The 21,908-nt window shown below is 44.1% G+C and carries 12 protein-coding genes; 8 read left to right on the top strand and 4 right to left on the bottom strand.

Going from position 1 to position 21,908, the window contains the following annotated elements; all coding sequences use genetic code 11:
• Nucleotides 1-318: 318 nt before the first annotated feature.
• The 3 genes from MSSIT_RS13690 to MSSIT_RS13680 all read right to left on the bottom strand — a co-directional run bounded on the left by MSSIT_RS13690 (nucleotide 319) and on the right by MSSIT_RS13680 (nucleotide 6,450).
• The gene (locus MSSIT_RS13690; protein WP_048173071.1) at nucleotides 319-2,226 is read right to left on the bottom strand and encodes a threonine--tRNA ligase; all 1,908 of its coding nucleotides are present in this window, start codon (nucleotides 2,224-2,226) and stop codon (nucleotides 319-321) included.
• A gap of 243 nt (nucleotides 2,227-2,469) precedes the next feature.
• Complete coding sequence (locus tag MSSIT_RS13685; protein WP_048173070.1) at nucleotides 2,470-3,588, bottom strand: AI-2E family transporter; 1,119 nt, start codon at nucleotides 3,586-3,588, stop codon at nucleotides 2,470-2,472.
• A gap of 729 nt (nucleotides 3,589-4,317) precedes the next feature.
• The gene (locus MSSIT_RS13680) at nucleotides 4,318-6,450 is read right to left on the bottom strand and encodes a phosphoadenosine phosphosulfate reductase domain-containing protein (RefSeq protein WP_048173068.1); all 2,133 of its coding nucleotides are present in this window, start codon (nucleotides 6,448-6,450) and stop codon (nucleotides 4,318-4,320) included.
• A gap of 312 nt (nucleotides 6,451-6,762) precedes the next feature.
• Between MSSIT_RS13680 and MSSIT_RS13675 the strand changes: the two genes are divergently transcribed.
• The gene (locus MSSIT_RS13675) at nucleotides 6,763-8,040 is read left to right on the top strand and encodes a geranylgeranyl reductase family protein (protein WP_048173066.1); all 1,278 of its coding nucleotides are present in this window, start codon (nucleotides 6,763-6,765) and stop codon (nucleotides 8,038-8,040) included.
• A gap of 173 nt (nucleotides 8,041-8,213) precedes the next feature.
• Here MSSIT_RS13675 and MSSIT_RS13670 read toward each other — a convergent pair whose 3' ends face one another.
• Entirely contained in the window at nucleotides 8,214-8,399 is a 186-nt protein-coding gene (locus tag MSSIT_RS13670; RefSeq protein WP_048173064.1) for a hypothetical protein, read from the bottom strand.
• A gap of 481 nt (nucleotides 8,400-8,880) precedes the next feature.
• On the opposite strand from MSSIT_RS13670, the gene MSSIT_RS13665 reads away from it, so the two are divergent.
• The 7 genes from MSSIT_RS13665 to MSSIT_RS23485 all read left to right on the top strand — a co-directional run bounded on the left by MSSIT_RS13665 (nucleotide 8,881) and on the right by MSSIT_RS23485 (nucleotide 21,723).
• A complete protein-coding gene (locus tag MSSIT_RS13665; protein WP_048173063.1) occupies nucleotides 8,881-11,529 on the top strand; it encodes a PAS domain S-box protein in 2,649 nt (882 codons plus the stop codon).
• A gap of 332 nt (nucleotides 11,530-11,861) precedes the next feature.
• Nucleotides 11,862-13,568, top strand: coding sequence for a hydantoinase/oxoprolinase family protein (locus tag MSSIT_RS13660; protein WP_048173061.1), 1,707 nt, complete (start codon nucleotides 11,862-11,864; stop codon nucleotides 13,566-13,568).
• On the top strand, nucleotides 13,565-15,121 hold the full coding sequence (locus tag MSSIT_RS13655) for a histone deacetylase family protein (protein WP_048173059.1): 1,557 nt from the start codon (nucleotides 13,565-13,567) through the stop codon (nucleotides 15,119-15,121). Before MSSIT_RS13660 ends, MSSIT_RS13655 begins: the two co-directional genes overlap by 4 nt.
• Before the next feature lie 691 nt (nucleotides 15,122-15,812).
• Nucleotides 15,813-18,677, top strand: a complete 2,865-nt coding sequence (locus MSSIT_RS13645; protein WP_197080276.1) for a NosD domain-containing protein — start codon at nucleotides 15,813-15,815, stop codon at nucleotides 18,675-18,677.
• A 323-nt stretch (nucleotides 18,678-19,000) separates the two neighbouring features.
• A complete protein-coding gene (locus MSSIT_RS13640) occupies nucleotides 19,001-21,154 on the top strand; it encodes a NosD domain-containing protein (protein WP_082089008.1) in 2,154 nt (717 codons plus the stop codon).
• Nucleotides 21,155-21,235: 81 nt separating this feature from the next.
• On the top strand, nucleotides 21,236-21,346 hold the full coding sequence (locus tag MSSIT_RS25750; protein ID WP_148706250.1) for a hypothetical protein: 111 nt from the start codon (nucleotides 21,236-21,238) through the stop codon (nucleotides 21,344-21,346).
• Between the two features lie 77 nt (nucleotides 21,347-21,423).
• Nucleotides 21,424-21,723: a PKD domain-containing protein gene (locus MSSIT_RS23485; protein WP_148705638.1), complete on the top strand. Its 300-nt coding sequence runs from the start codon at nucleotides 21,424-21,426 to the stop codon at nucleotides 21,721-21,723.
• Nucleotides 21,724-21,908: the final 185 nt, after the last annotated feature.

Genomic DNA, 21,908 nt, shown 5'->3' with positions numbered 1-21,908 from the left:
AAGTACCTTTCAAAGAGGTTTTTGGGAAAGCGGCATAGTCCATGCAACAGGATATTGCATGCAACTGTAAGCATTATAAGAAGTAACTCCCCGTAACTTACAAACAACCTGTAAAAAACTTCAGTCCAGGAAACTTCAAGCGGTATCTCTCAGCTAAATAGCGGAAAAGAATAAACCTCGAACTGCTTTTATTTAAAAGGAATCCCTTTTCATAATAAGAATTACGTCAATATATATGTTATGCCAATAAGCCAAAGGGAAAGGGCAAATAAGAAGTTTATATATCCTTCAGCCCTCTCCGATAACTTGTGTAAAAACTTAGAAGAATTTTGGCCTTGCGGAAAGATACTTTGCAAGGGGTAGTTTCCTGTAAGGTTTGCCAGCTATTTCGCCTCTGACGCGCGTATTGAGTTCTTCCGGAGTTATCTGCACTTTTAAAGGCTTATTCTGTTCGGACTCAGCCCGGACAGTTACATTAATCGTGCCTTCCTCTATTTCCTTATCGCCAATGACCACCACATACGGCACCCATTCTCTGCCCGCTTCCCTTACTTTCTTTCCTATGGACAGGTCGCGGTCGTCGATGTCAACCCTGCAGTCAAGTTTCTGCGAGACCTCTTCGGCAAAGGTGATATGTTTTTCGGAAATCGGCACAATCCGGACCTGGGTGGGTGAAAGCCAGACAGGCAGCATCGGGACTTTTCCTTCTTCGGTTTCCATTGCAGCCTTTTCAAGGAGGGCATAGATACAGCGCTCGATTGCCCCGCTCGGGGAGCAGTGGAGAACGGTAGGTCTTTCCAGTTTGCCGTCAGCGTTCACATAAGAGATATCATACCTTTCGGCATTTTCCACATCGATCTGGACCGTAGAGAGGGCGCTTGCCTTGGCAAGGGCGTCTACGAAGTTAAACTCGAATTTGAGCACGAAGTAGAAGAAACGGGTGTCCCACATCTCCACAAGCACGGGCTTGTTTACGGTTTTTGCCATGTTTACTACAAGCTCTTTATTCGACTCGTAGAAGTCCCTGGTGAAACGGATGGCAACCTCATAATCATTGATATGGATTCCTATGTTTTCAAGCACATCGATGCAGAGGTCGTACTGTTCCTTGAACTGGCTTACAGCCTGGTCCATGTCCTCGCAAAGGGTGTGCATATCCGGCATGGTAAAGGCCCTGAGCCTCCTTAGGCCCACGAGTTCCCCGCGCTGTTCTTTTCTGAAACTGTAGCGGGTCATTTCGATCATCCTGAGAGGCAGGTTCTTGTAGGAGATCGTCATGTCGTGGTTCATAAGGAACTGCCCGAAACAGGCTGCAAAGCGCAGGAACATCTGCCTTTTGTCCGATTCGATAGAGTACTGTCTTGCAGGGAACCTGTCAAGGTATTTCTTGAGGGTCGGATGGTTCATGTCGTACATCAGGGGAGTTTCGACTTCCATTGCCCCGAAATCGGTTGCGACATCAAGCACGTAGTTTTCAAGGAGGGACTTTACAAGCCTTCCCTTGGGGTAATAGCGCATATTCCCTGAGTCCGACCCTGGCTCGTAGTCTGCAAGCTCAAGCCTCCGCATGAGTTCAACGTGAGGAGGAGCCCGCTCAACCGCCCTGCTCTTGGAGATTTCATAATTTACAAACTGCTGGAGTTTGGGATAGGGGGTGAGGTCAAAGTTTTCGATTTCATGGAGTTCCCCTTCCGGAGTAAGGATGCGCCAGTAAGACCTGGCAGTACCTTCGGCCTTCAGGGCTTCGGAAACGACTTCTTCTTTTTCTCCGGATGCTTCGGGTTTTGCTGCCGCTTTTGTCGTACCTTCGGGGCGGATGCTCCGGGAAAGTTCGGAAAGAGGATGACCCTTGCAGCTTACGGTAAAAGCCTTGTACCAGCCAAAAGGAGACCTCTTGACTTCGTATTTTCCAGAAAGAGCGGTTTCAATGCCTTTTAAAACCTGCACCGCAATTTTCGGAGAGGAGAGGTCAGAACTCAGGTGAGCGTAAGGATAAAGCATTATGCGGTTTGTTTTGACCTGGGCTGCAACCTTCTCAATTTCGGAAGCGGCTTTTTCTATGGCTTCTTCCGGATTGGCTTCGTCCACGCTTTCTACAGCCGTAAAAACGGTGAGGGCTTCTTCTAGCCTGCCCGACTTTAAGGAATCTTCTATTTTTTCAGCAACTGGTGTTTGTTTTTTGGTTTCGTATTCAATGTAATCAGAGTGAATGAGCAATAACTGCATTCTATCACCTGTGTTTTCTAAACCAGATATGGGTTCCGAATTCACTTCGGTTCTTAATCAAACAGATCAAACAGTATCAGGGTCCGGTATTATGGCTATGACCTTGTATTATGACTTAATACTTGACCTGATTTAAGGACTGTTTGAGGCCTGTACCCGTCAGTAGATCCTGATTAAAGGATGTAAGGAAGAATATATGACAGTCCTAACATCCTGCAATGATATAAAGCAATCCCTTTCGCCTCATTGAAAGCTATTTTTCTCGTCAGTCCTGCAGGCTTTTGCCGGATCTTTGAGGTATACGTCAGCTTGCGCTACCAGTTCTGGATGGACCTGTTCCTGATAAACCCTGTATGCCGCAACGAGAGCTCCCAGCAGGATGGGAGCCGCAAAAAAACCTGCAACACCTCCTACAAAAGCTCCTCCCAGGAAGGCGAGCATGAGTAGCATCGGGTGGATCTTTGACTTCAGGCTGGTAAGGAAAGGCCTGAGGATCAGTTCGGGAGGTCCGTAAATTACAAGGGATGAGACCACAAAAAAAAGTGCTGCGCTTTGAGACCCCTGTTCGAAATAACGGATCAAAGCCATGGGCACGAGCACCATATACCCTGCAAAAAGGGGAATAACCGATGCTATGAAGATAAGGGTTGCAAGTGCCAGAACATGGGGAAATCCGAAAGCATGAAAAACGAATACCGAAGTCACGCTTACTATGAGGGCAGAGTAGGCGTTGCCTATGAAGACCCCCTTCAGGATCATGTCCAGATGAGCAGCATAACGGTTCGCAATGCTCTGGTAATCTGAAGGTATAATGCCAATAAAAGCACAGTAAAGCCTGTCCCCGTCGGCAAGCAGGAAATAACAGAAAAAAATCGAAACTATGAAATTAATAACAAAAAGGCCTATGCTCCGGGCATATGAGATCAACCCCACGCTCCCGACAGCAGGGAGCAGAGAGGTAAAAAGGTTCCAGATAGCATTATTTATCCTATCAACGTAAGTAGTCGGAATTTCCAGCCCGTGTATAAAATCTAAAATTCCACTCATGACCGAAGTTTGGTTTTCAATAATCCAGGAGATCTGGTTTAGGATCTCAACAACTCCGGCTCCTACAATGAATACTATGGGAATGAAAATAAAAAGACTGGCTATCATGGCTCCGATTTTCCTGTACTTTCCAAACTTCACCTGGACAGGTCTTGCAATATAAGCAAAGACTATTCCAAGTACGATTCCGTCTGCAAGGGGCAGCAGGATCAGGAAAGCAAAGAACAGAAGCACAGCTACTGCAAGGGCTACGCCGATTTTCCAGCGGCTCTCAATGAGCTGGCTTACTCCGTCAGGTGGGTAATTAAATCTCATTCTTCAGTTCCGTTATGATAAATAGATGATAGTAATTCTAACTGGTATTCAATTTACAATTTAATTTAGCAATTTAATTTAGCAATTCAATTTAGCAATTCAATTTAGCAATATAATTTAGTAACTCAGTCAGTCAAGTTAATTAATGATTCAAGCTGGTAATTCAGGTTAGTAATTAAGCTTCTAATTCAATCAGTTGCTTGGAAGCACAGGTAATCAAATTCAGAAACCAGAAACAAAAATATCAAATGATTCTGGCTGTTAACATTGTTTAACTCAAAGTTAGATCTAAACGTAATCTGATTCAAACAGAGTCAAACGTAATCTGATTCAAACAGAGTCAAACGTAATCTGATTCAAACAGAGTCGATTCATTATCTTAAAGTTTAGTCAGTTTGTTGAGAGCCTTATCGGGTGAATAACAGGATAATCAGGTATTGTCGGGAAGTTCCCGGATGTTTTACCTGAAAAGGCAGGGTAAGATTTCAACTATAATATGGAAATATAATTAGGAACTATTTAAAAATTTCATTGAATTCTAAATATAATCACAAATTTAGATATAAAGGTTTAATTTTGGTCACATCTGTTTTTAAATAGTCGCTACTGGTGTTTGCCCGACAGTAATCCGCTGGTTTTTGATACTTCATTTTTCCATCCAGGTTGAAGATTGCTTATCGATAGCTTAAAAACGAGGGTCTAAGCCGCGCAGGAAGTGGCCGGTACCATTCAAACCTTTAGTTTTTCATCCAGCCCCGGAACAATTTTTTCAAAATACCTGGTTACCACACAGGACTCCGTACATTTTCCACACCTAATACAGGTTTCACTTACATGAGGCTTTCCGTCCTTAATTTTGATCGCACCGACCGGACAGGCTTTTTCACAGATTCCGCAACCTGTACAGCGGGAAAGCCTTACGAACTGTTTTGCAGTCTCTTTAAAAAGGCTGACTGCTTTTTCCTTTGTTTCCGAGCTTACGAGCAGGTTTCCATTTGAGAAATACTTCACGGTCCCGTTTTTGGTTCTGACAAACAGCATGCCCAGCTCTTCCGCATAAACAGCTTTTCCCAGCACGTTGATGAATTCCGCAGCTTCTTTTTCCCTGATCCCCTTAACTCCTGCCTCAACAGAAAAGCCTCCTGCTTTGCAGGGGGAAATTCCTCCCACAACCTCAATTTCAAAGGCTTCGGCTCTTTCTTCTGCAAGAACCGAAATTCCAAGCTCCTCTGCAAGCCTCAACATTTTCGGGGGCAGCTCCTTCCAGCGCCAGAACCCGTGTTCCACAAACTTTTCCGAAAGCCCGCGATTTTTCGTCCACTCGAGCAGGAAGGCGTTCCACCGGTCATGCATCTCGGGGTGCAGCACTTTTACCCGCGCATATTCGGCAGCAAGGGCGGAAGGACAGAGCCAGCAGCCAACCCTTTCAAAGCCCTGGTCGTAAAGGGGATTGTAGGAAAGCCCCCTCCAGTGGATGTAGATCCAGACTTCAAGTGCTCTCCAGTCCCGGATGGGAAAAATGTTGAGCTGCGCAGGCACAAAGGGGTTTGTCTCACTTGCCGCAATCCTTGCCCTGGAAAAGGACTCATGCTTTCGTTTCCCATCTATTGTCAGGTAGGCAATTTTGTTCCCTTGCTTCTGCCCTCCCTTCTCTTCGGGCAGGGCACATGCGTCTTTTCCCGTTTTCAGGTCTCCTGCCGAAGCAAGCTTGCAGACCTTGCAGCACCAGCGGAAGTCCTTTGCAGGAGGCCCGAATTTTTCCACCTGGTCCCAGAAAGCGGAGCCTGAACTCATTTCTTCAAGCGGGACCTTCATTTCGCGGCATAAGTCCCGGGCAAACTCCACAGTTTCCGGAAATTCGATTCCCGTATTCAGGAAAAAAGCCTTAAACTCCCTCTGCTTGAGGGCAGCCCCTGTAAGGTCGAGCACCACAAGACTGTCTTTTCCCCCGCTGAAAGATACATACACAGGCAGATCCCGGTACTCATTTCTGGAAACAATCCCCCGGATGGTATTGATGGCATTTTTTCCCAGGACCTGCAGGTGTTTTTTGTTCGCTTCTATGCATGCCCTCAAATCCGGGGTTTCGGGATGCAGGGAGACTTCACTTTTGTCAACCTTTCTGACCCTGAGGACTTTTGTGCCGGTTTCGGGTTTTTCCGGGTTCAGGGCTGCAAAATCCACGCCGCCAATGTAAGAAACTCCGTATCCGCTCAGGTTGCCTGCAGTCACGAGGACAAAATTCCCTGCTTTAATGTTTCCTGCAAAAGATTCTATAAGCCCGGATTCCACATTTTTCCCGTTAAGATGCCGGTTTGTTTTCTTGAGCTCGACTTTTCTGCCTTCAGCCAACTTGAGGAGGATCTTTGCCCCCTGAAGGGAAGGTTCAAAGCTGTAGTCCATCTTTGAAAGTTCAAAGCGTAACACTCCGAAGATGAAACCATCTACAAGAACCTCATCGGTTTTGTCTTCTCCGGGGATTTTGTTAAGGAGCACAAGCCGGTTTCCCAGAGGATCGCAGCCGAAGGCTGAAATTAACTGATCTGCCAGGACTTCGCGCTCGTAAGGAGAACAGAACCTGACGTCTGCCGGCTGGGCAAGGTATACTATCTCACCTTTTCCGCCACAGAGCCCGCACTTTTCTCCTATAAGAGGCAGGTTGCATTTCCTGCACCAGAAAATATAGTCATCTTCATACTCAAAACGCGGAGAGGATTTTTCTTTAAAACTCCGTTTTTCTTTAAAATCCCGGGTCTTGTGTTCTGTCCTTTTTTCCCTGGAATGCTGCCCTTTTCTGTTAGAACCGTTTCTTTTTTGGTTTTGTGAAGTGGAATTCTGGTATCTTTCTTTTTTCTGCTGCATGGAAGCCCTGACCGGTGATTCGAAGAAATGGTTAAGTATTATATCGTTAAGTTTTCAGCAAGGATGCGTTTATCGATATATTAATATTTTGAAAGAAAGGAAATCCGATATAAGAAAAAAATATATTACTTTCAAAATTTCATTTAAAAGAACTTGAATCTCATTGACATGACTAAAACGGTGTAATATGACTAAAATCTTATATTTTTATTGTTATTTAAGTCCGGTATATGAATCACAAATATATTAAACTTCCTGAGAAGACATAAAAATTCCTGCAAAGGTAAACCTCTTATTCGAATGTGATAAGCCATGAAGTACGACGTTGTTGTGGTAGGAGCCGGCCCTGTGGGCTCCACCGCCGCCCGCTATGCAGCAATGAATGGGGCAAAGGTCCTCCTGCTTGAAGAACACTCCTCTATAGGTTCTCCTGTCGGCTGTACAGGACTTCTGAGCACAAGAGCCGTGGAAGAGTGCGAACTCAGGCCCTCGGACGAATTCACGTTCAATTCCGTGCGCGGGGCTTTTGTGCACGCCCCTGACGGGCAGTGCCTTCCGATTGATGGAAAGAAGACAAAGGCGTACGTTGTTTCCCGGAAAAACTTTGACCGCAATCTTGCAATAATGGCTGTGGAAGAAGGAGTCGAGCTCTCCCTGAAAACAAGGGCTGTAGGACTCGAAAAAGAGAACTCAGATACAGGGGCCGGGGTGAAAGGAAATGGGAGTGGAAACGAAAACAGAAAGAACTACCCTGTAAAGCTCAAATTACTCAGTAACGGAAAGCCCGAAACCATATCCACATCCGTAGTTATCGGGACAGACGGGGTAAAAAGCCGGATAGCCAGTTATGCAGGACTTGGAAAACCTGCGCGCATACTCCCCGGCATTCAGATCGAAGCTCCCTATGCCTCGGATGACAGCGACTTTGTTGAACTGTTCCCGGGCTCTTCGGCCCCCGGGCTATTTGCCTGGACCGTACCTCTTAACGAAAAAGTCTCACGAATAGGGCTTGCGCTTGATCCTGTACTCGCCTGCAAAAGCGGGCCTGGAGAAAACTCTCCGCTTTTCTATCTTGAAAAACTCCTGTGTTCAAACCCTCACATAAAAGCAAGGTACTCAGGAGGCATGTTGGATTTTGTTTTGGGAGGGATTCCCGTCGGCCCTCAGGGAAGAACCTTTTCTGATGGCATCCTGCTTGCAGGAGATGCCGCCGGGCAGGCTAAACCAACGTCCGGAGGCGGCGTATATACCGGGGCTTTCGCAGCAAAAATTGCCGGAAAAATTGCAGCTGAAGCAGCCCTTGAGGGAGACAACTCTGCCCGCAGGCTCTCGGAATACGACCGGCTCTGGCGGAAGGGCCTGGCAAGAGAGCTCGAAATAGGCATGAAAATCCATGATTACATGGGAAAGCTGGAAGACAACCAGTTGAACGAACTCATAGGCTCGTTAAACACCCCCTCCATTCTAAATACGATCACGGAGTACGGGGACATGGATCACCCCTCTGTTCTTATGAGGAAACTGATATTTTCAGGAAACTCCCTCAGGCTCATGAAAGCCTTCGGAACATTTCTAAAGACCCTTTTTTAAGGGAATGATGTCCAGTGTAATACGAATGTTTCACTCAGGTGGACTAACCTTCCGATGAAAACAATAGGGTCTCTGGCCCGTGCAACACCAATAGCTGCATTATGTCTTCATTTTAAATGTGATTTTCAAAGGCGCAGGACGTTTAATAGAATGGGGATATGTGAGTATAAGCGTCACCGATAGGCCATTTCCAGTTCATTCAGCCGGTTTCTTTCGAAGTTCAGGATTTTCCTGATAACTATCTTTTTTGACCCGAGTGCAAGGGCCTCGTTTTCGGGATATTTTTCTCTTGCATACTCGTAAAGTTCCGGTACACTCATTGCATCGAGTTTCCTTTTGAGCTGGTTAAAGTCCTCCATAAGTTTACGATCCTCCGTAAAAGAAATCCGCTTAAACAAAAAGCGAAGTAATATTTATTATTTTCATGTGGTGGATTTATGTTTTTACGTGATGGTCAGTACATTCGTAAACTTTTTTGATGACTGGTTGCAGTTGCTGGCATGTCTTCATACTCCTAACAACGTGTCTTTTATATACTCATGTTCAGAAAAAATTGATAATGGCATCAGACATCACATCAACTTATCTAATTTTCTTTAAAAATATTTCCAAAATATTAATATGTCAATAACCTTATCATACATGTGATTATCGGAAGGGATTTCATAAAAATGAACTCTGCCAACCCGGAACTTTAGACAGCAAACTCAAAATATTGGGAATGGGATGAGAAAGAGCAGAGTAATCATTTAAGACAGGGCGCTTAAGTCCAGGCACTTAAAGGCGGGGGGTTATAACATTAACGTTATTCAGAGCAAATGCGAATCCGAAGAAAACTGGATGGAAGAATTTCTTTTAAACAACCCCAGCCCTGTTCTGAGGATAGAAAAAGAGGGAGTCATTCTCTACGCCAACAGAGCAGGAAAATTATTGCTTGAAGCATGGGGAAGTGGGGTCGGAGAAAAAATTTCCGAAAAAATACGGGAAACCGTTTGGAAAGTAGCTCTAAAGAAGAAGCCGCGATTCATGGAACTTGAAGCAGGCGAAAAAACATATTCAGCCACTTTCATTCCTTCCTCGGACGGAAAATATATAACTCTCCAGGCCCTGGATGTCACTTCTTCTAAAAAGGCTGAAAAAAAACTGTATTCCATAGACAGATATCACGAATCCCTTGTCCGGATTGCCGAACTCGCCCTCAAAACCCCAAGCCTGAGAACCCTGATGGACAAATCCTTAATTGTTATTGCTGCTACACTCGACGTAGAATACTGCAAGATTTTGAAACTTTTGCCTGATGATGACTTTCTGTTCGAAACCGGAATTGGATGGAAGATTGAAGATATAGGCAGAGTTATTAAAAAAGATGCGGCATCGACTGCCGGGTACACGGTGCTATCGAAAAATCCTCTCCTGATAGACGAGTTAAACAAAAAGGGCTCCATTGAAGGAATGGGACTCAAAGGATATCAGGGAATCAGGGCCGGAATAAGCGTCTTGATCGGAACTGTTGAAAAGCCCTATGGAGTGCTGGCAGTCCACAGCACAAAAAAAGAGAAATTTACAAAAGAAGAGGCTTATTTTTTGAATGCCGTTGCATTCCTGATTTTGTTAAATATTGAACGAGATAGGATAGAAGGCACCCTTCGGGATAAGATACATTTTCTTGAAATGCTGCTTGATGCCATTCCTGCCCCCGTCTTTTATACGGACAAAGAAAGGGTCTACCGCGGCTGTAACGAGCTCTTTGCCAGGATGATTCTCGGGAGCTCAAAAGAAAATGTAACGGGACGCTCTACGGACGAAATTTCCGAAGGGATTCACCCTGAACCTGGAAACGCCTTCAGGAGAGTGGACCGACAGCTCCTCCAGAGAGGAGGAAGCCAGGTTTACGAGTCAAAAGTCATGTGCTCTGACGGGATCATCCGGCAGTTTCTTTTTAATAAAGCCGTATACAGGAACCTGAATGGGACTGTGGAAGGGCTTGTAGGAGTAATGCTTGATATAACAGGGCGCAAACGTACCGAAGAGAACCTGGTAAAGAGTGAAGAAAGGTACAGGCTGGCTGCCGAACAGACAGGGCAGCTGATATACGAATTCGACCTGCAGGACGGACATGGTGAATGGGCAGGGGCAGTCACGGAACTCACAGGGTACAGCTACAACGAGATGCAGGATTTTACTTACTACGACTGGCTTGATCACATTCACCCCGAAGAGCGCAGAAGGGTGCAGCAGGAATTTAAGAAGTGCTGGAACACAGGAGAAAAGTTCAATGAAGAATTCAGGTTTCAGCGGAAAGACGGAACTTATTTTTTCGTGGAAAACAAAGGGGTCTATCTGAGAGATGAAGACGGTTGCGTCTGCAAAGTCCTCGGAGTGATGAAAGACATTACTGAAATCAAAATTTCCTCGGAAAAACTGAAAGAAAGCGAAGAACTCTACCGCTCATTCTTACAGAACTTTAAGGGAATCTCATTCAAGATGGACAGAGATTTCAATACTCTCTTCCTGGAAGGTGCTGTTGAGGAAATAACCGGTTACATTGAAGAAGACTTTACCACCGGCAGAACAAGTTTGTATGAGCTCATTGATCCCGATGACAGGAAAATCCTCGACGTAAGCTGGGAAAAAATGAATTGTTTCCCGAACTCCATTATGGAGCATGAGTACAGGCTCAGGCGGAAGGACGGGACTGTAAGGTGGGTTCATGAGTTAATCCACAACATCTGTGACGATTCAGGAGAAGCCGAATTTATCCAGGGCTATGTCTACGATATTACTCAGAAGAAAAAAGCCGAGGAAACTCTTGCAAAAGTAGAAGCTATCGGCATGAGGGAAATTCACCACCGGATCAAGAACAACCTCCAGATAGTATCGTCCCTGCTCAGCCTGCAGGCTGATAAGTTCAAAGACAAAGAAGTTATTGACGCATTCCAAGAAAGCGAAAACCGCGTCATATCCATGTCCATAATCCATGAGGAGCTTCATAAGTCCGAGGACACGACAAACATAGATTTTGCAGCCTATCTCAGGAAACTGACTTCCGAACTCCTTTACTCTTACAGGATCGGAAACGAGAAAGTCCGGTTTTTCCTCGATGTTGATCATGTGTTCCTCGGAATCGACACGGCAATTCCCCTCGGAATCATAATTAACGAACTTTTTTCAAACTCCCTTAAATATGCATTCTCCAAAGGTACTGAGGGGGAGATCAGGATCTCTCTTTACAGACAGCCTGTCCCTTGCAGCCTGCCTTCCTGGAATCAAAAAGCAGATTCGGGTGTGTATTCCAGTTTTACACTGGTTTATTCGGATAACGGGGGAAGTTTCCCTGAAAGTATCAATTTTAAAAGCCCCGAAACCCTTGGCCTGCAACTCGTAAATGCCCTTGTTGAACAACTTGATGGGACAATTGCGCTTGAGAAGGGAAGAAAAACAAAATTTACTATCAGGTTCGATGATAAGGGCCTTTCGGGGAAGAGCTGAAAAAGCTGTTAAACCCGTCGAGGGTACAAATGGAACAGAATTAAATAGTATTGAGAATCACTCTTTTTAGAGTCTTTTTCTTCCTTGTCAGCTGGGTAATAATTATTGTCTGGCAAATGAGAGTCCGTCATTCATACGTAAAACCGGATACCAAACCGCCCTGACGGAGTTATGTGCGGAGTACCGGCGCGTTAGTCGAAACAAAGCACACAATTATTTCTATGTCGAGATCATTTGAAACTGGGAATCAATTAAGCCCAGCTACAAATACTGAAAAAGTACGAAATAAATTGAAAGATGAATTCATTCATGTGAGGATAGGCGAATTGTGAATGCTTATAGGAATTGATGTAGGGGGCACCACCACGGATGCGGTGCTTATCCGGAACGGAGAAGTATACAGTACAGCCAAGGTTTCAACCGAGAGGGAGAACCTGCTGAAGTCTCTGCTCAGGGCTCTTGATGATGTCAGCAGAGGAGTTCCCCCCGAAGAGCTTGAAAGGGTGGTTTTCAGCACAACCGTAATCACAAATCTTATTGCCGAGGGCAAAACTGACCGTGTGGCTCTGTTGCTCATTCCGGGTCCGGGGGTTAACCCTGAAAGTTATATTTTTCCGGACAGTTTCTACCTTAAAGGAGCTATGGATTACAGGGGAAGGGAAATCCAGCATCTTGACGAAGACGAGGTTCGGGAAAAGGTGAGCCTAATCCTGGAACAGGGATTTTCCAGAGCTGCTATTGTAAGCAAGTTCGGGCAGAGAAACCCTTCCCATGAATTCAGGATCGAAGAAATACTCAGGGAAATGCATCCCGGCTGCAAAGTAGAACTCGGGCATAGGGTTTCGGGAAAGCTGAACTTCCCGAGAAGGATTGCAACTTCCATGCTGGCTTCTGCAACAGGGGAACGCTACCGGGAGTTTGTTGCCGAGATCAAAAAAGCCCTTGAGGAAAGGGGGATCATGGCTCCTGTATACATCCTTAAGGCGGACGGAGGGACTCTCCCGATTGAAAAATCCGTAGAGGTCCCTGTGGAAACTATTTTTTCGGGGCCCGCAGCAAGTACGATAGGCGCTCTTGCCCTCACGCCTGAGGGACATACATCTGTTGTGGTGGATATAGGCGGGACAACTACCGACCTTGCCCTTATCCTTTCGGGAAAACCGCTTCTGGCATCCAAAGGCGCAAAACTCGGAAGCTTCCTTACCCATGTCCGGGCTTTTGCCGTCCGCTCGATAGCTGTAGGAGGGGACAGCATTGTAAGGGTCAGGGAAACAGAGAGCGGGACCAAAATAACCATTGGTCCGGAAAGGGCAGGTCCTGCTTACTGTATGGGAGGAAAAGAACCGACCCCTACGGATGCCCTGAGAGTGCTCGGGCTTGTTGAGGTAGGAGATCCCGAACGTGCAAAAGAGGTTATTGCATCTGTCGCTTCCAGTTTCGGAAAATCCGAGACTGAAACCGCTTCCCTGATAGTGGACATAACTGCAGGGATGATTGAAAAAGCCGTCAGGGAAATGTTTCTCGAATGGGAACAGGAACCTGCTTACAGGATATGGGAAGTACTGCAGAAGAAAAAAGAAAGGCCCGAAAATGTGGTCGGAATCGGGGGAGGTGCAAGAGGCCTGATTTCGGCAGTTGCAGAAAAACTGAATGCAAAACCGATTATCCCCGAACATTCGGAAGTAGGAAATGCTATAGGGGCAGCTGTTGCAAGGCCTACACTTACCCTTAACCTGCGCATCGATACACAGCAGAAGGTCTATTCGGTAGCAGAAGATGGAGAGATCGTAAGTCTTAACTCAACGGATATCGGGAATTTCAATAAAATGCGCTCGGAGGAAGCCGAAGCCCTTGCAAAAGAACTTCTCAGAGACCGCGCAAAAAGGTTTGGGATTTCGGATTATGCAGATGAAGCCGAAATTTCGAACAGTGAGGTCTTTAACGTGGTTGAGGGCTGGTTTACCGCAGGGCGGCTTTTTGATGTGAGCATGCAGATCCCTGCAGGCCTGATCCCTGAATGGAGGAGGGAAAAAGTATGAAACTCGGGCTTGGGAAAATTAAAGATGCCCTCAAAGGCGGAGCAGAAAAAAATGCCGAAACGGAGAAAAATGAACTAAAAGAAGAGACAATTAAGCCTGATAAAGTAGAGGAAGTTGCAATGAAAACAAAAACTTCAGAGCATAAATCTGAAGATGTATTGAAAAATGAACCGGAAAATGAGCCCATGGTTCCGGCAGACCGGTCAGGAGCAAAAAAGACAGGCCTTATTTTCTTCCCGGCTTTTGACTGGGCAATTTCTCCAACCCACCCGGAAAGAGAGGAGCGCCTACTCTATACACGGGACCAGATCTTTGAAGAAGGCCTGATGGATCTCCCGCAAATTGCGGAGTATAAACCCCGACTTGCTGATTTTAAGGACATTGCAAGAGTACATTTCTGTGTCCCTGACATAAAAGCCCAGGCTACAACTCCTCACCTGATTGCATCAGGTAGCTGCCTGGTCCTTGCTGACGCGCTCATGCGGGGAGAAGTAAAAAATGCTTTTGCCCTTGTCCGCCCTCCGGGCCACCATGCAATGACAGTATCCCATGGAAACCGCGGCTTTTGCAATATCAATAATGAAGCAATCCTTGTCGAGTACCTGAGAAAGAAGTATGGAATCCGCAGAATCGCAATCGTGGACACGGATGTCCACCACGGGGACGGGACGCAGGATATTTTTTACAACGACCCTGACGTGCTTTTTATCTCATTCCATCAGGACGGAAGGACGATATTTCCGGGGTCGGGTTTCACGAATGAACTGGGAGGCCCTAAAGCTCTCTGCAGGACAATCAATATTCCTCTACCGCCCGGGACGCCGGATGAGGGTATCCACTACGTGCTCGATACCCTGGTATTTCCCATCCTTGAGGATTTTAAACCAGAACTTGTCCTCAATTCTGCAGGGCAGGACAACCATTATACGGACCCGCTTGCAAACATGCGCTTTTCCACACAGGGATATGCAAAATTGAACGAGAAACTTGCCCCTGATATGGCAGTGCTTGAAGGAGGCTATGCTATCCAGAGTGCGCTGCCCTATGTGAATACTGGAATAATACTTGCTATGGCCGGACTTGACTATTCATGTGTAAAGGAGCCTGACTTCAGGCCAGGGATGTTTGTGCAGGCTGCAAGGGACAGGCGGGTCCTGGAAGAAGTTGTTGCAACCCAGCTTGAAAACTGGAAAAATCGGGACAGGCTTGTAGCGGCAGAGGTGGCAAAACACGGAGAGTTCTACCGCCGGAAAAAACAGATCTTCTACGACACCGATATGATACAGGAATTCCAGGAGGAAACGGTCAGGATGTGCCCTAACTGCCATGGTTATGTGACCATAGACTCCCACGCGCACAGGAGCATAAACGATACCAGAATATTCGGGGTTTCTGTTCCCATCTATGCCTGTGACCGCTGTCAGGCTGAAGCCAGAGCAGAGTACAGAAAAAGGCTCAATTATCCTGAGTATGAATACGTGTACCTTCAGGATAAAAAAGCGGATGAATACAAAGAATTCGATAAAAGGACAAAAAAGGAAACCTCATATTGAAATCCAGGAAAACGAGTATTGAGAGAGGGAATCAGTTTACTATCCGGAAACCGAGGTTTTTTGACAGTTCCGGTTCATTTAAGGATGTCAAGGATAAAAGATTCTGTGAACAGGTGATTATGGGTTTCTTTTCTCATTTGCTTCTTTTTTCTTTCCCATTTTTAATATGTCCGACTCCTCCTCAGTTCATTTATTTTTTGAGTATTTTTTCCTTCCAGTGTTTTTTCTTAACTTTTGTTTCTTCCCTTTTATTTTTTTCATTTATAATTTCCGGAATATGTGAGCCGTGCTGATATTATATTTTAGATAAGATATCACTTATTTCCGGGGTAAACAGTGTAAATATATTAACTTTTCTCTCCGACATTATAATAGTTATGTCTCTAAAGAAAATCGATTCTACAGTTTGAAAAATACTATCTAAATATATATAAAATATTATAAACATGAAACGGAATGGATTCTAAATGGACAAAATAAAAAAATAATGCTTTTGTGGCATAATAAACCTGAATTTTATACGGATAATGCTGGAAAATGAGCTAATTTTGGTAGAAATTTTCTAAAATAAATTTCAATAAACATAGCTATTATTTGTCCCGATTTTGCTGAAAATATTACCTTTGAAAAATATTAAATAGAACCAGTACATTTATATTGTACACGTTGTTAATTTCTAATTAATTGTAGAATGTACAATTCTAAATTTCTTCTACTTGTAGAGGGAGGGATACGAATAAACATATTAAGGATTTTACTATTAACCACTCTCATACTCACCCTAAGTTCCTTTGTAGGGGCAGCGGATGTAATTCATGCTAATTCTACGCTTTCAATACAGGATGCAGTGGACAGTGCAGATCCAGGCGATGAAATTCTCGTCGCACCCGGAACTTATACGGAAAACATCTTCATAAACAAAGATAACCTGGTAATCAAGTCTTCCGGGGACTCCGGGGACACGACAATTGTTGCGGACGACTCGTCCACATACGTGATCAATATACAGGGGGATAATGTAACAATTCAGGGACTGAGTGTTTCCGGAGGACTCCACGGTATAGTTCTGGAAAATTCAAAAGATAGCACTTTAAAAAATAATGTGGTATATTCAAACCTGTTTTTCGGTATCTATCTGTCAAATTCAAATAACATCACTCTGGAAAACAATACGATTTACAACAATACCAACGGAATCAACCTGGTATTTTCTTCAGGAAACCAAATTTCGGGCAACAAGGTTTTTAATGACACTCTGGGTTCGAGCACTCATAACATTTTCCTGAATAATTCTCACAATAATAAGCTTCAAAGAAATACAGTTTCAAACGGTGACTATGGAATCGCCATGCGGTATTCCAACAATAATAACCTTACAAGCAATAATGCTTATGCAAATAACAGAGGCATTTACCTTACCTTAACGTCCGGCAAAAACACGCTTTTAGATAACCAGGTAAATTCGAATTTAATGAGCGGCATAATTCTGGATAACGCCGGCAGCGGAAACAACCTTATCAACAATACTGTCAGGTTGAACACTGCTACTGGCATCTGGCTTGCAAATTCTAGCAACAATAACCTGAACATTAACAATGCATCTGAAAATAGTAAAGGAATATATCTACAGTCTTCTGCCAGTGAAAATACACTTTCAGGCAATATTGTGAATTCAAACACTGGTAGTGGGATTGTACTTGAAAACGCTGGCAGTAATAATAACCTTACCGGCAACATTGTAGATTCTAATGTTAATTACGGGATCTATCTGGTAAGGTCCAGCAATAATTACCTGCTCAGCAATAACGCCTCGCGCAATTCTAAAGGTATCTACATAGTGGATTCATCCGGGAACAAGGTTTCTAGCAATATACTATCGGATACCATTACCGAAGGGATAATGCTCTCAATTTCTAACGGTAACACTCTTTCAAGAAATAGAGCTTTTAACAACAGCTTTGGAATATATTTGAACTCCTCGGATAGCAACAACATATCAAGTAATACTGTAACCTCAAGCCGTAGATTCAGTATTGGTCTGTGCGCCGCTAGTAATGGTAACCAAATTTTTGATAACCACTTCAATAGCACATATAATACAAGGGTTAGAAACGCTTCAAATGACTGGAACGAAACCAAAACCAAAGGTACAAGTATTGCCGGCGGGCCGTACATTGGAGGTAACTTCTGGGAAAAACCTGATGGAACCGGGCATTCTCAAATCTACAATGACACAGACGGGGACGGCATTACAGACGAGGACGGTATTATTAAAGTATTTACCACAGAGAACGTTATGGACTACCTCCCGCTTGTAGCTGTTGCTCCACCTGTAGTTCCTGCTGCAAACTTCAGTACCAACGTTAGCAGCGGATATGCTCCCCTTACAGTTCAGTTTACCGACCTTTCAGAGGATGCAACATCAAGGAACTGGGACTTTGGAGATGGGAACAATTCAAGTGAACAGAACCCAATCCACTCTTATCCGATAGTAGGAAGTTATACTGTTAACCTGACCGTGTACAACCCGGACGGTACGGATTCAAAAACTGCGGTTATAACCGTGCTGGAAGAAGGGGGAAATGAAGGCAATGAAACTGAAATTCTTCCCACAGCAAATTTCACAGTGAATAAGACCGGCGGTTATTACCCTCTTACAGTCCTCTTTACCGACACTTCACAGAATGCAACAGGAAGAAGCTGGGACGTTGATGGTGACGGAGTCGAGGACTCTAATGAGGCAAGCTTTGCTTACACATACACTTCCAGAGGGACTTACGAAGCTAAACTGACTGCAATCAATGCAAACGGCACGAATATAAAAACTACCACAATAACTGTGGAGAAAAAGAGCAGCGGCGGAAGCAGCAGTGGTGGCGGTGGAGGCGGTTCTCCCGAATCTGCACAGAATGTGGAAGTAAAGGAACTTTCCCAGGTCTTCATCACGAATGACAAGACTATAAAGTTTAATTTTGTGAAGAATGCAACCTGTGTTGTATATGTGGAATTTGATGCAAAGAAGACCGCAGGTAAGACTACAACCATTGTTGAGCAGTTAAAAAATACATCTACCCTAGTTTCAGGGGTGCCTTCGGATGAGATATATAAGTTCTTTAATATCTGGGTTGGAAACAGCGGGTATGCAACTGAAAAGAACATCGAAAACCCTGTAATCGGTTTCAAGGTTGAAAAGGCCTGGGTTCAGGATGAAAAGATCGACCAGTCTTCCATTACCCTGAACAGATACAGCAACAAAACATGGGAGCAGTTGCCAGCCAGTCTGTCAGGGGAGGATAACAAATACCTGTATTTCACAGCCGAAACTCCGGGTTTCTCTTCCTTTGCAATAACAGGAAAGGCAAGTGCCTCTCAGGAAAAAACTGCAACTGAAATACAGTCAGAAGATGAACCTGACAACTCTGAAGAGAATACGGGGGATACAGGATCGGAAGCTGAGCAAGAAACTGAACCGGAAAAAAATATGGGCATGCCGGGCTTTGAGATGATTTATGGTGTGGCTGGTCTGCTTGCAGTATTCCTGTATAAGAAGAAATAAGCAGTAGATTAAAGACAAGAATAGTGAGTTTAAGTTCAGAAATGGGATGAGGGAGGTTTAATACCTTCATCCTGCTTTTCTTTTTGTTTTTCTCTTTTCCTTTTGTTTTCTTTTTTCCTTTTATTTTTTCTGCCTTATTCTTTTTCCTGAACAGCTTTCTTCTTAATTTTTAACTTATTTTCTTGAGTTTGGCTCAACGGATTTGTATTGATACTCTTCCCCGCGTACTTTTACATATATTATTCTGACATTATTTTCTAATAGATTTATATTATTTCATGTTTATTTTATATTGGGAAATGTAAATTGAAAATAAAGAAATATTGGCGTGGGGGATTTATATCCAAAGGTTTATCACTCTATTTTTAGCCTTAGTCATCTTTACGTTAAGTTCGGGGATCGGAGCTGCAACTGAGATTATTGTCCAGCCAGGAGAATCAATACAGGATGCAGTTAACAACACTGTTCCGGGAGATGAGGTCGTCGTGAGTCCCGGAAGCTATACTGAAAATCTCAGGATAACAACAGGGAACCTGATAATAAGGTCAGCTTCCGGGGACCCTGAAGATACTACAATTATAGCGAACAGTCAATATGAGGATGTATTTTATGTCGAAGCAAATAACGTAAAAATTACGGGATTCAGTATTAATGGTCCCGGGACAGATCGTGCAGGAGTTTACCTTGTAAGGTCCAGTAACTGTATCATCGAAAATAACAGGTTAGCAAATGGCACCCTGGGAATATACCTTAAACAGTCAAATTACAACCTTATCCTCAATAATACGGCAGTAAATGGTAAGAGGGCAATTAATATTGAGAGATCGAATTATAATAAGGCTTCAGGAAACACAGTTTCGAATCAGAGGTTCGGAATATATTCTCTCTTCTCCGAAGGGAACATACTCTCGGATAACACAGTAAGTATGAGCGCCGACCATGGCATTGTCCTGGAAAGCTCCAGTAACACCAGCCTTGAAAACAACATTGTAAGTTCAAATGGAGATTATGGTATTTACCTTGCGAGTTCGGGTAACAGCAACCTGACCGGAAATACGGCAGATTCCAATACAGTCTATGGTATCTATCTGAAGGATTCCAGTGGGAACAACCTGGTAAATAACAAAGTATTGAACAGCAGTAGAGGTATTTTCCTGTTAAGGACGGGGGATAGTATGCTCTCGGGGAATCTGGCTTCAAATAATGAAAGAGGTATTCAGATCACATCCGCAGGAAACAACAATGTCTTGAAGAATTCGGTTTCGGATAATTCCTTCTCCGGAATTTCATTATTGAATTCTACTCAATGTAATATAAGTGAGAACATACTATCGAACAACACTATTGGAATTAACCTGGCTTTTTCCAGCAACGGTACCGTTTTTAATAACACTGTACAGAACGGAGGAAGAGGGCTTAACTTGCAGGACTCCAATTACAATGCGCTTTTAAACAACAATGTTGTAAAAAACAGGTACGGAGCTTACCTGCTGCGCTCGGGATGGAACGTCCTCTCGAACAACGATCTGAGCGAAGGTGAGGATCATGGTATTGTCCTGGAAAACTCAAGCAATTATAATGACCTGACCGGCAACATAGCAAGCTATAACCGCGTTTACGGGATCTACCTCAAAGATTCGAGTAACAATAACTTAAATAGCAACGAAGCGGCTGGCAATAATAGGGGAGTTTTCCTTACGAAATCAAACGGGAACACGCTTTTGAACAATACTATTCTGGACAACAGCGAATACGCAATCCTGCTGACTTACTCCTCAGAAAACAACATCTCAGAAAACGACGCTTCCAACAGCAATCGGGGCATCCACCTGAGCACTTCCAGTGATAATACGATTTCAGGTAATAATATTGCTTCAAACGGCGTTTCAGGCCTTTATATGACTTCCACAAGCAACAACAATACCGTATTCAATAATTACCTGAACAACAACGTTAACGCAAATATTAAACCTGCAAGCTTTGGAAATGTCTGGAACACAACAAAAACCTCAGGCACGAATATTGCGGGCGGACCTTATATAGGAGGAAACCTCTGGGCAAAACCTGATGGTACCGGCTTTTCTCAGACTGCAACGGATGCGGATGGAGACGGCATTGCAGACGGAGTGTACAATATAGGAACCAGTGGCTATACGGATTATCTCCCGCTTGTAGCTGTTTCTAAAACCGAACAATCCACACCTCAAGTAGATGTAACAGAGGAACAGACGGAAACACCTGCAGAGGAATCTGAGACCTCCACTGATGACCAGATAGGAGCACCCACGGATGAATCTGAGACCTCCACTGATGACCGCTCTGAATACGATGATCAATCTGAATACGATGATCAATCTGGGTCCGATGATCAATCTGGGTTCGATGATCAATCTGGGTTCGATGATCAATCTGGGTTCGATGATCAATCTGGGTTCGATGATCAATCTGGGTTCGATGATCAATCTGAATACAGATGAATCAGAAAGATTTATGGACTAATCAGAGACAGCTGCAAACTAACAATAATATTACTTCCTATTCAATAAAAAGAAGCTGACATAAAAGGAGCTGACATAAAAGGAGCTGACATAAAAGGAGCTGACATAAAAGAAGCTGACATAAAAGGAGCTGACATAAAGCTTGGTTTCATAAAGGTCATAACCGAATAACTGAACCAGCACGAAGAAACCGGGTGGAGGAATGACCCCTTCATCCTGTTTATTTCTTTATTATTTCTTTATTTTATGTGTACGAAGTTTCGGGAATCTATACTGTTAATCTGACTGCAAGCAATGCAAACGGCACGGTTGCAAAAATTCTCGAAGTCAAGATACTGAGGTACAAGCTCGAAAACAGCCATTATATCGATTATTTGCCACTTGTGGTTTACAATCCCCTGAATCCGCTTATTCCCACCGCAAACCTGATCATCAGTATCCCTGGGGGTTATGCCCTGTTTTCTTACAGCTTCCGGGACCTATATCGTCAATTTGACCGCAACCAGTGGGAACGGAACAAATTCAAAACTCATTATAATAAATGTTGAGGAAAATACCGTAGTTGAGATACATCCTGGATCAGAATCCGGGAGAAAAATATGGACATTCCGGGATCACAGGCCGGGCAGAATACAGAGCAGGAAGGTATCAGCAGCATACCTGGATTTGAAATTATTTGCGGAGTCTTGGGGTTTCTTACAGTATTCCTTTATATATAATCCGGATAATGAGC

Source organism: Methanosarcina siciliae T4/M (assembly GCF_000970085.1).
GTDB classification, from domain to species: domain Archaea; phylum Halobacteriota; class Methanosarcinia; order Methanosarcinales; family Methanosarcinaceae; genus Methanosarcina; species Methanosarcina siciliae.
The sequence above is the reverse complement of the archived record's forward strand: the minus strand, read 5'-3'. Positions and strand labels throughout refer to the sequence as shown.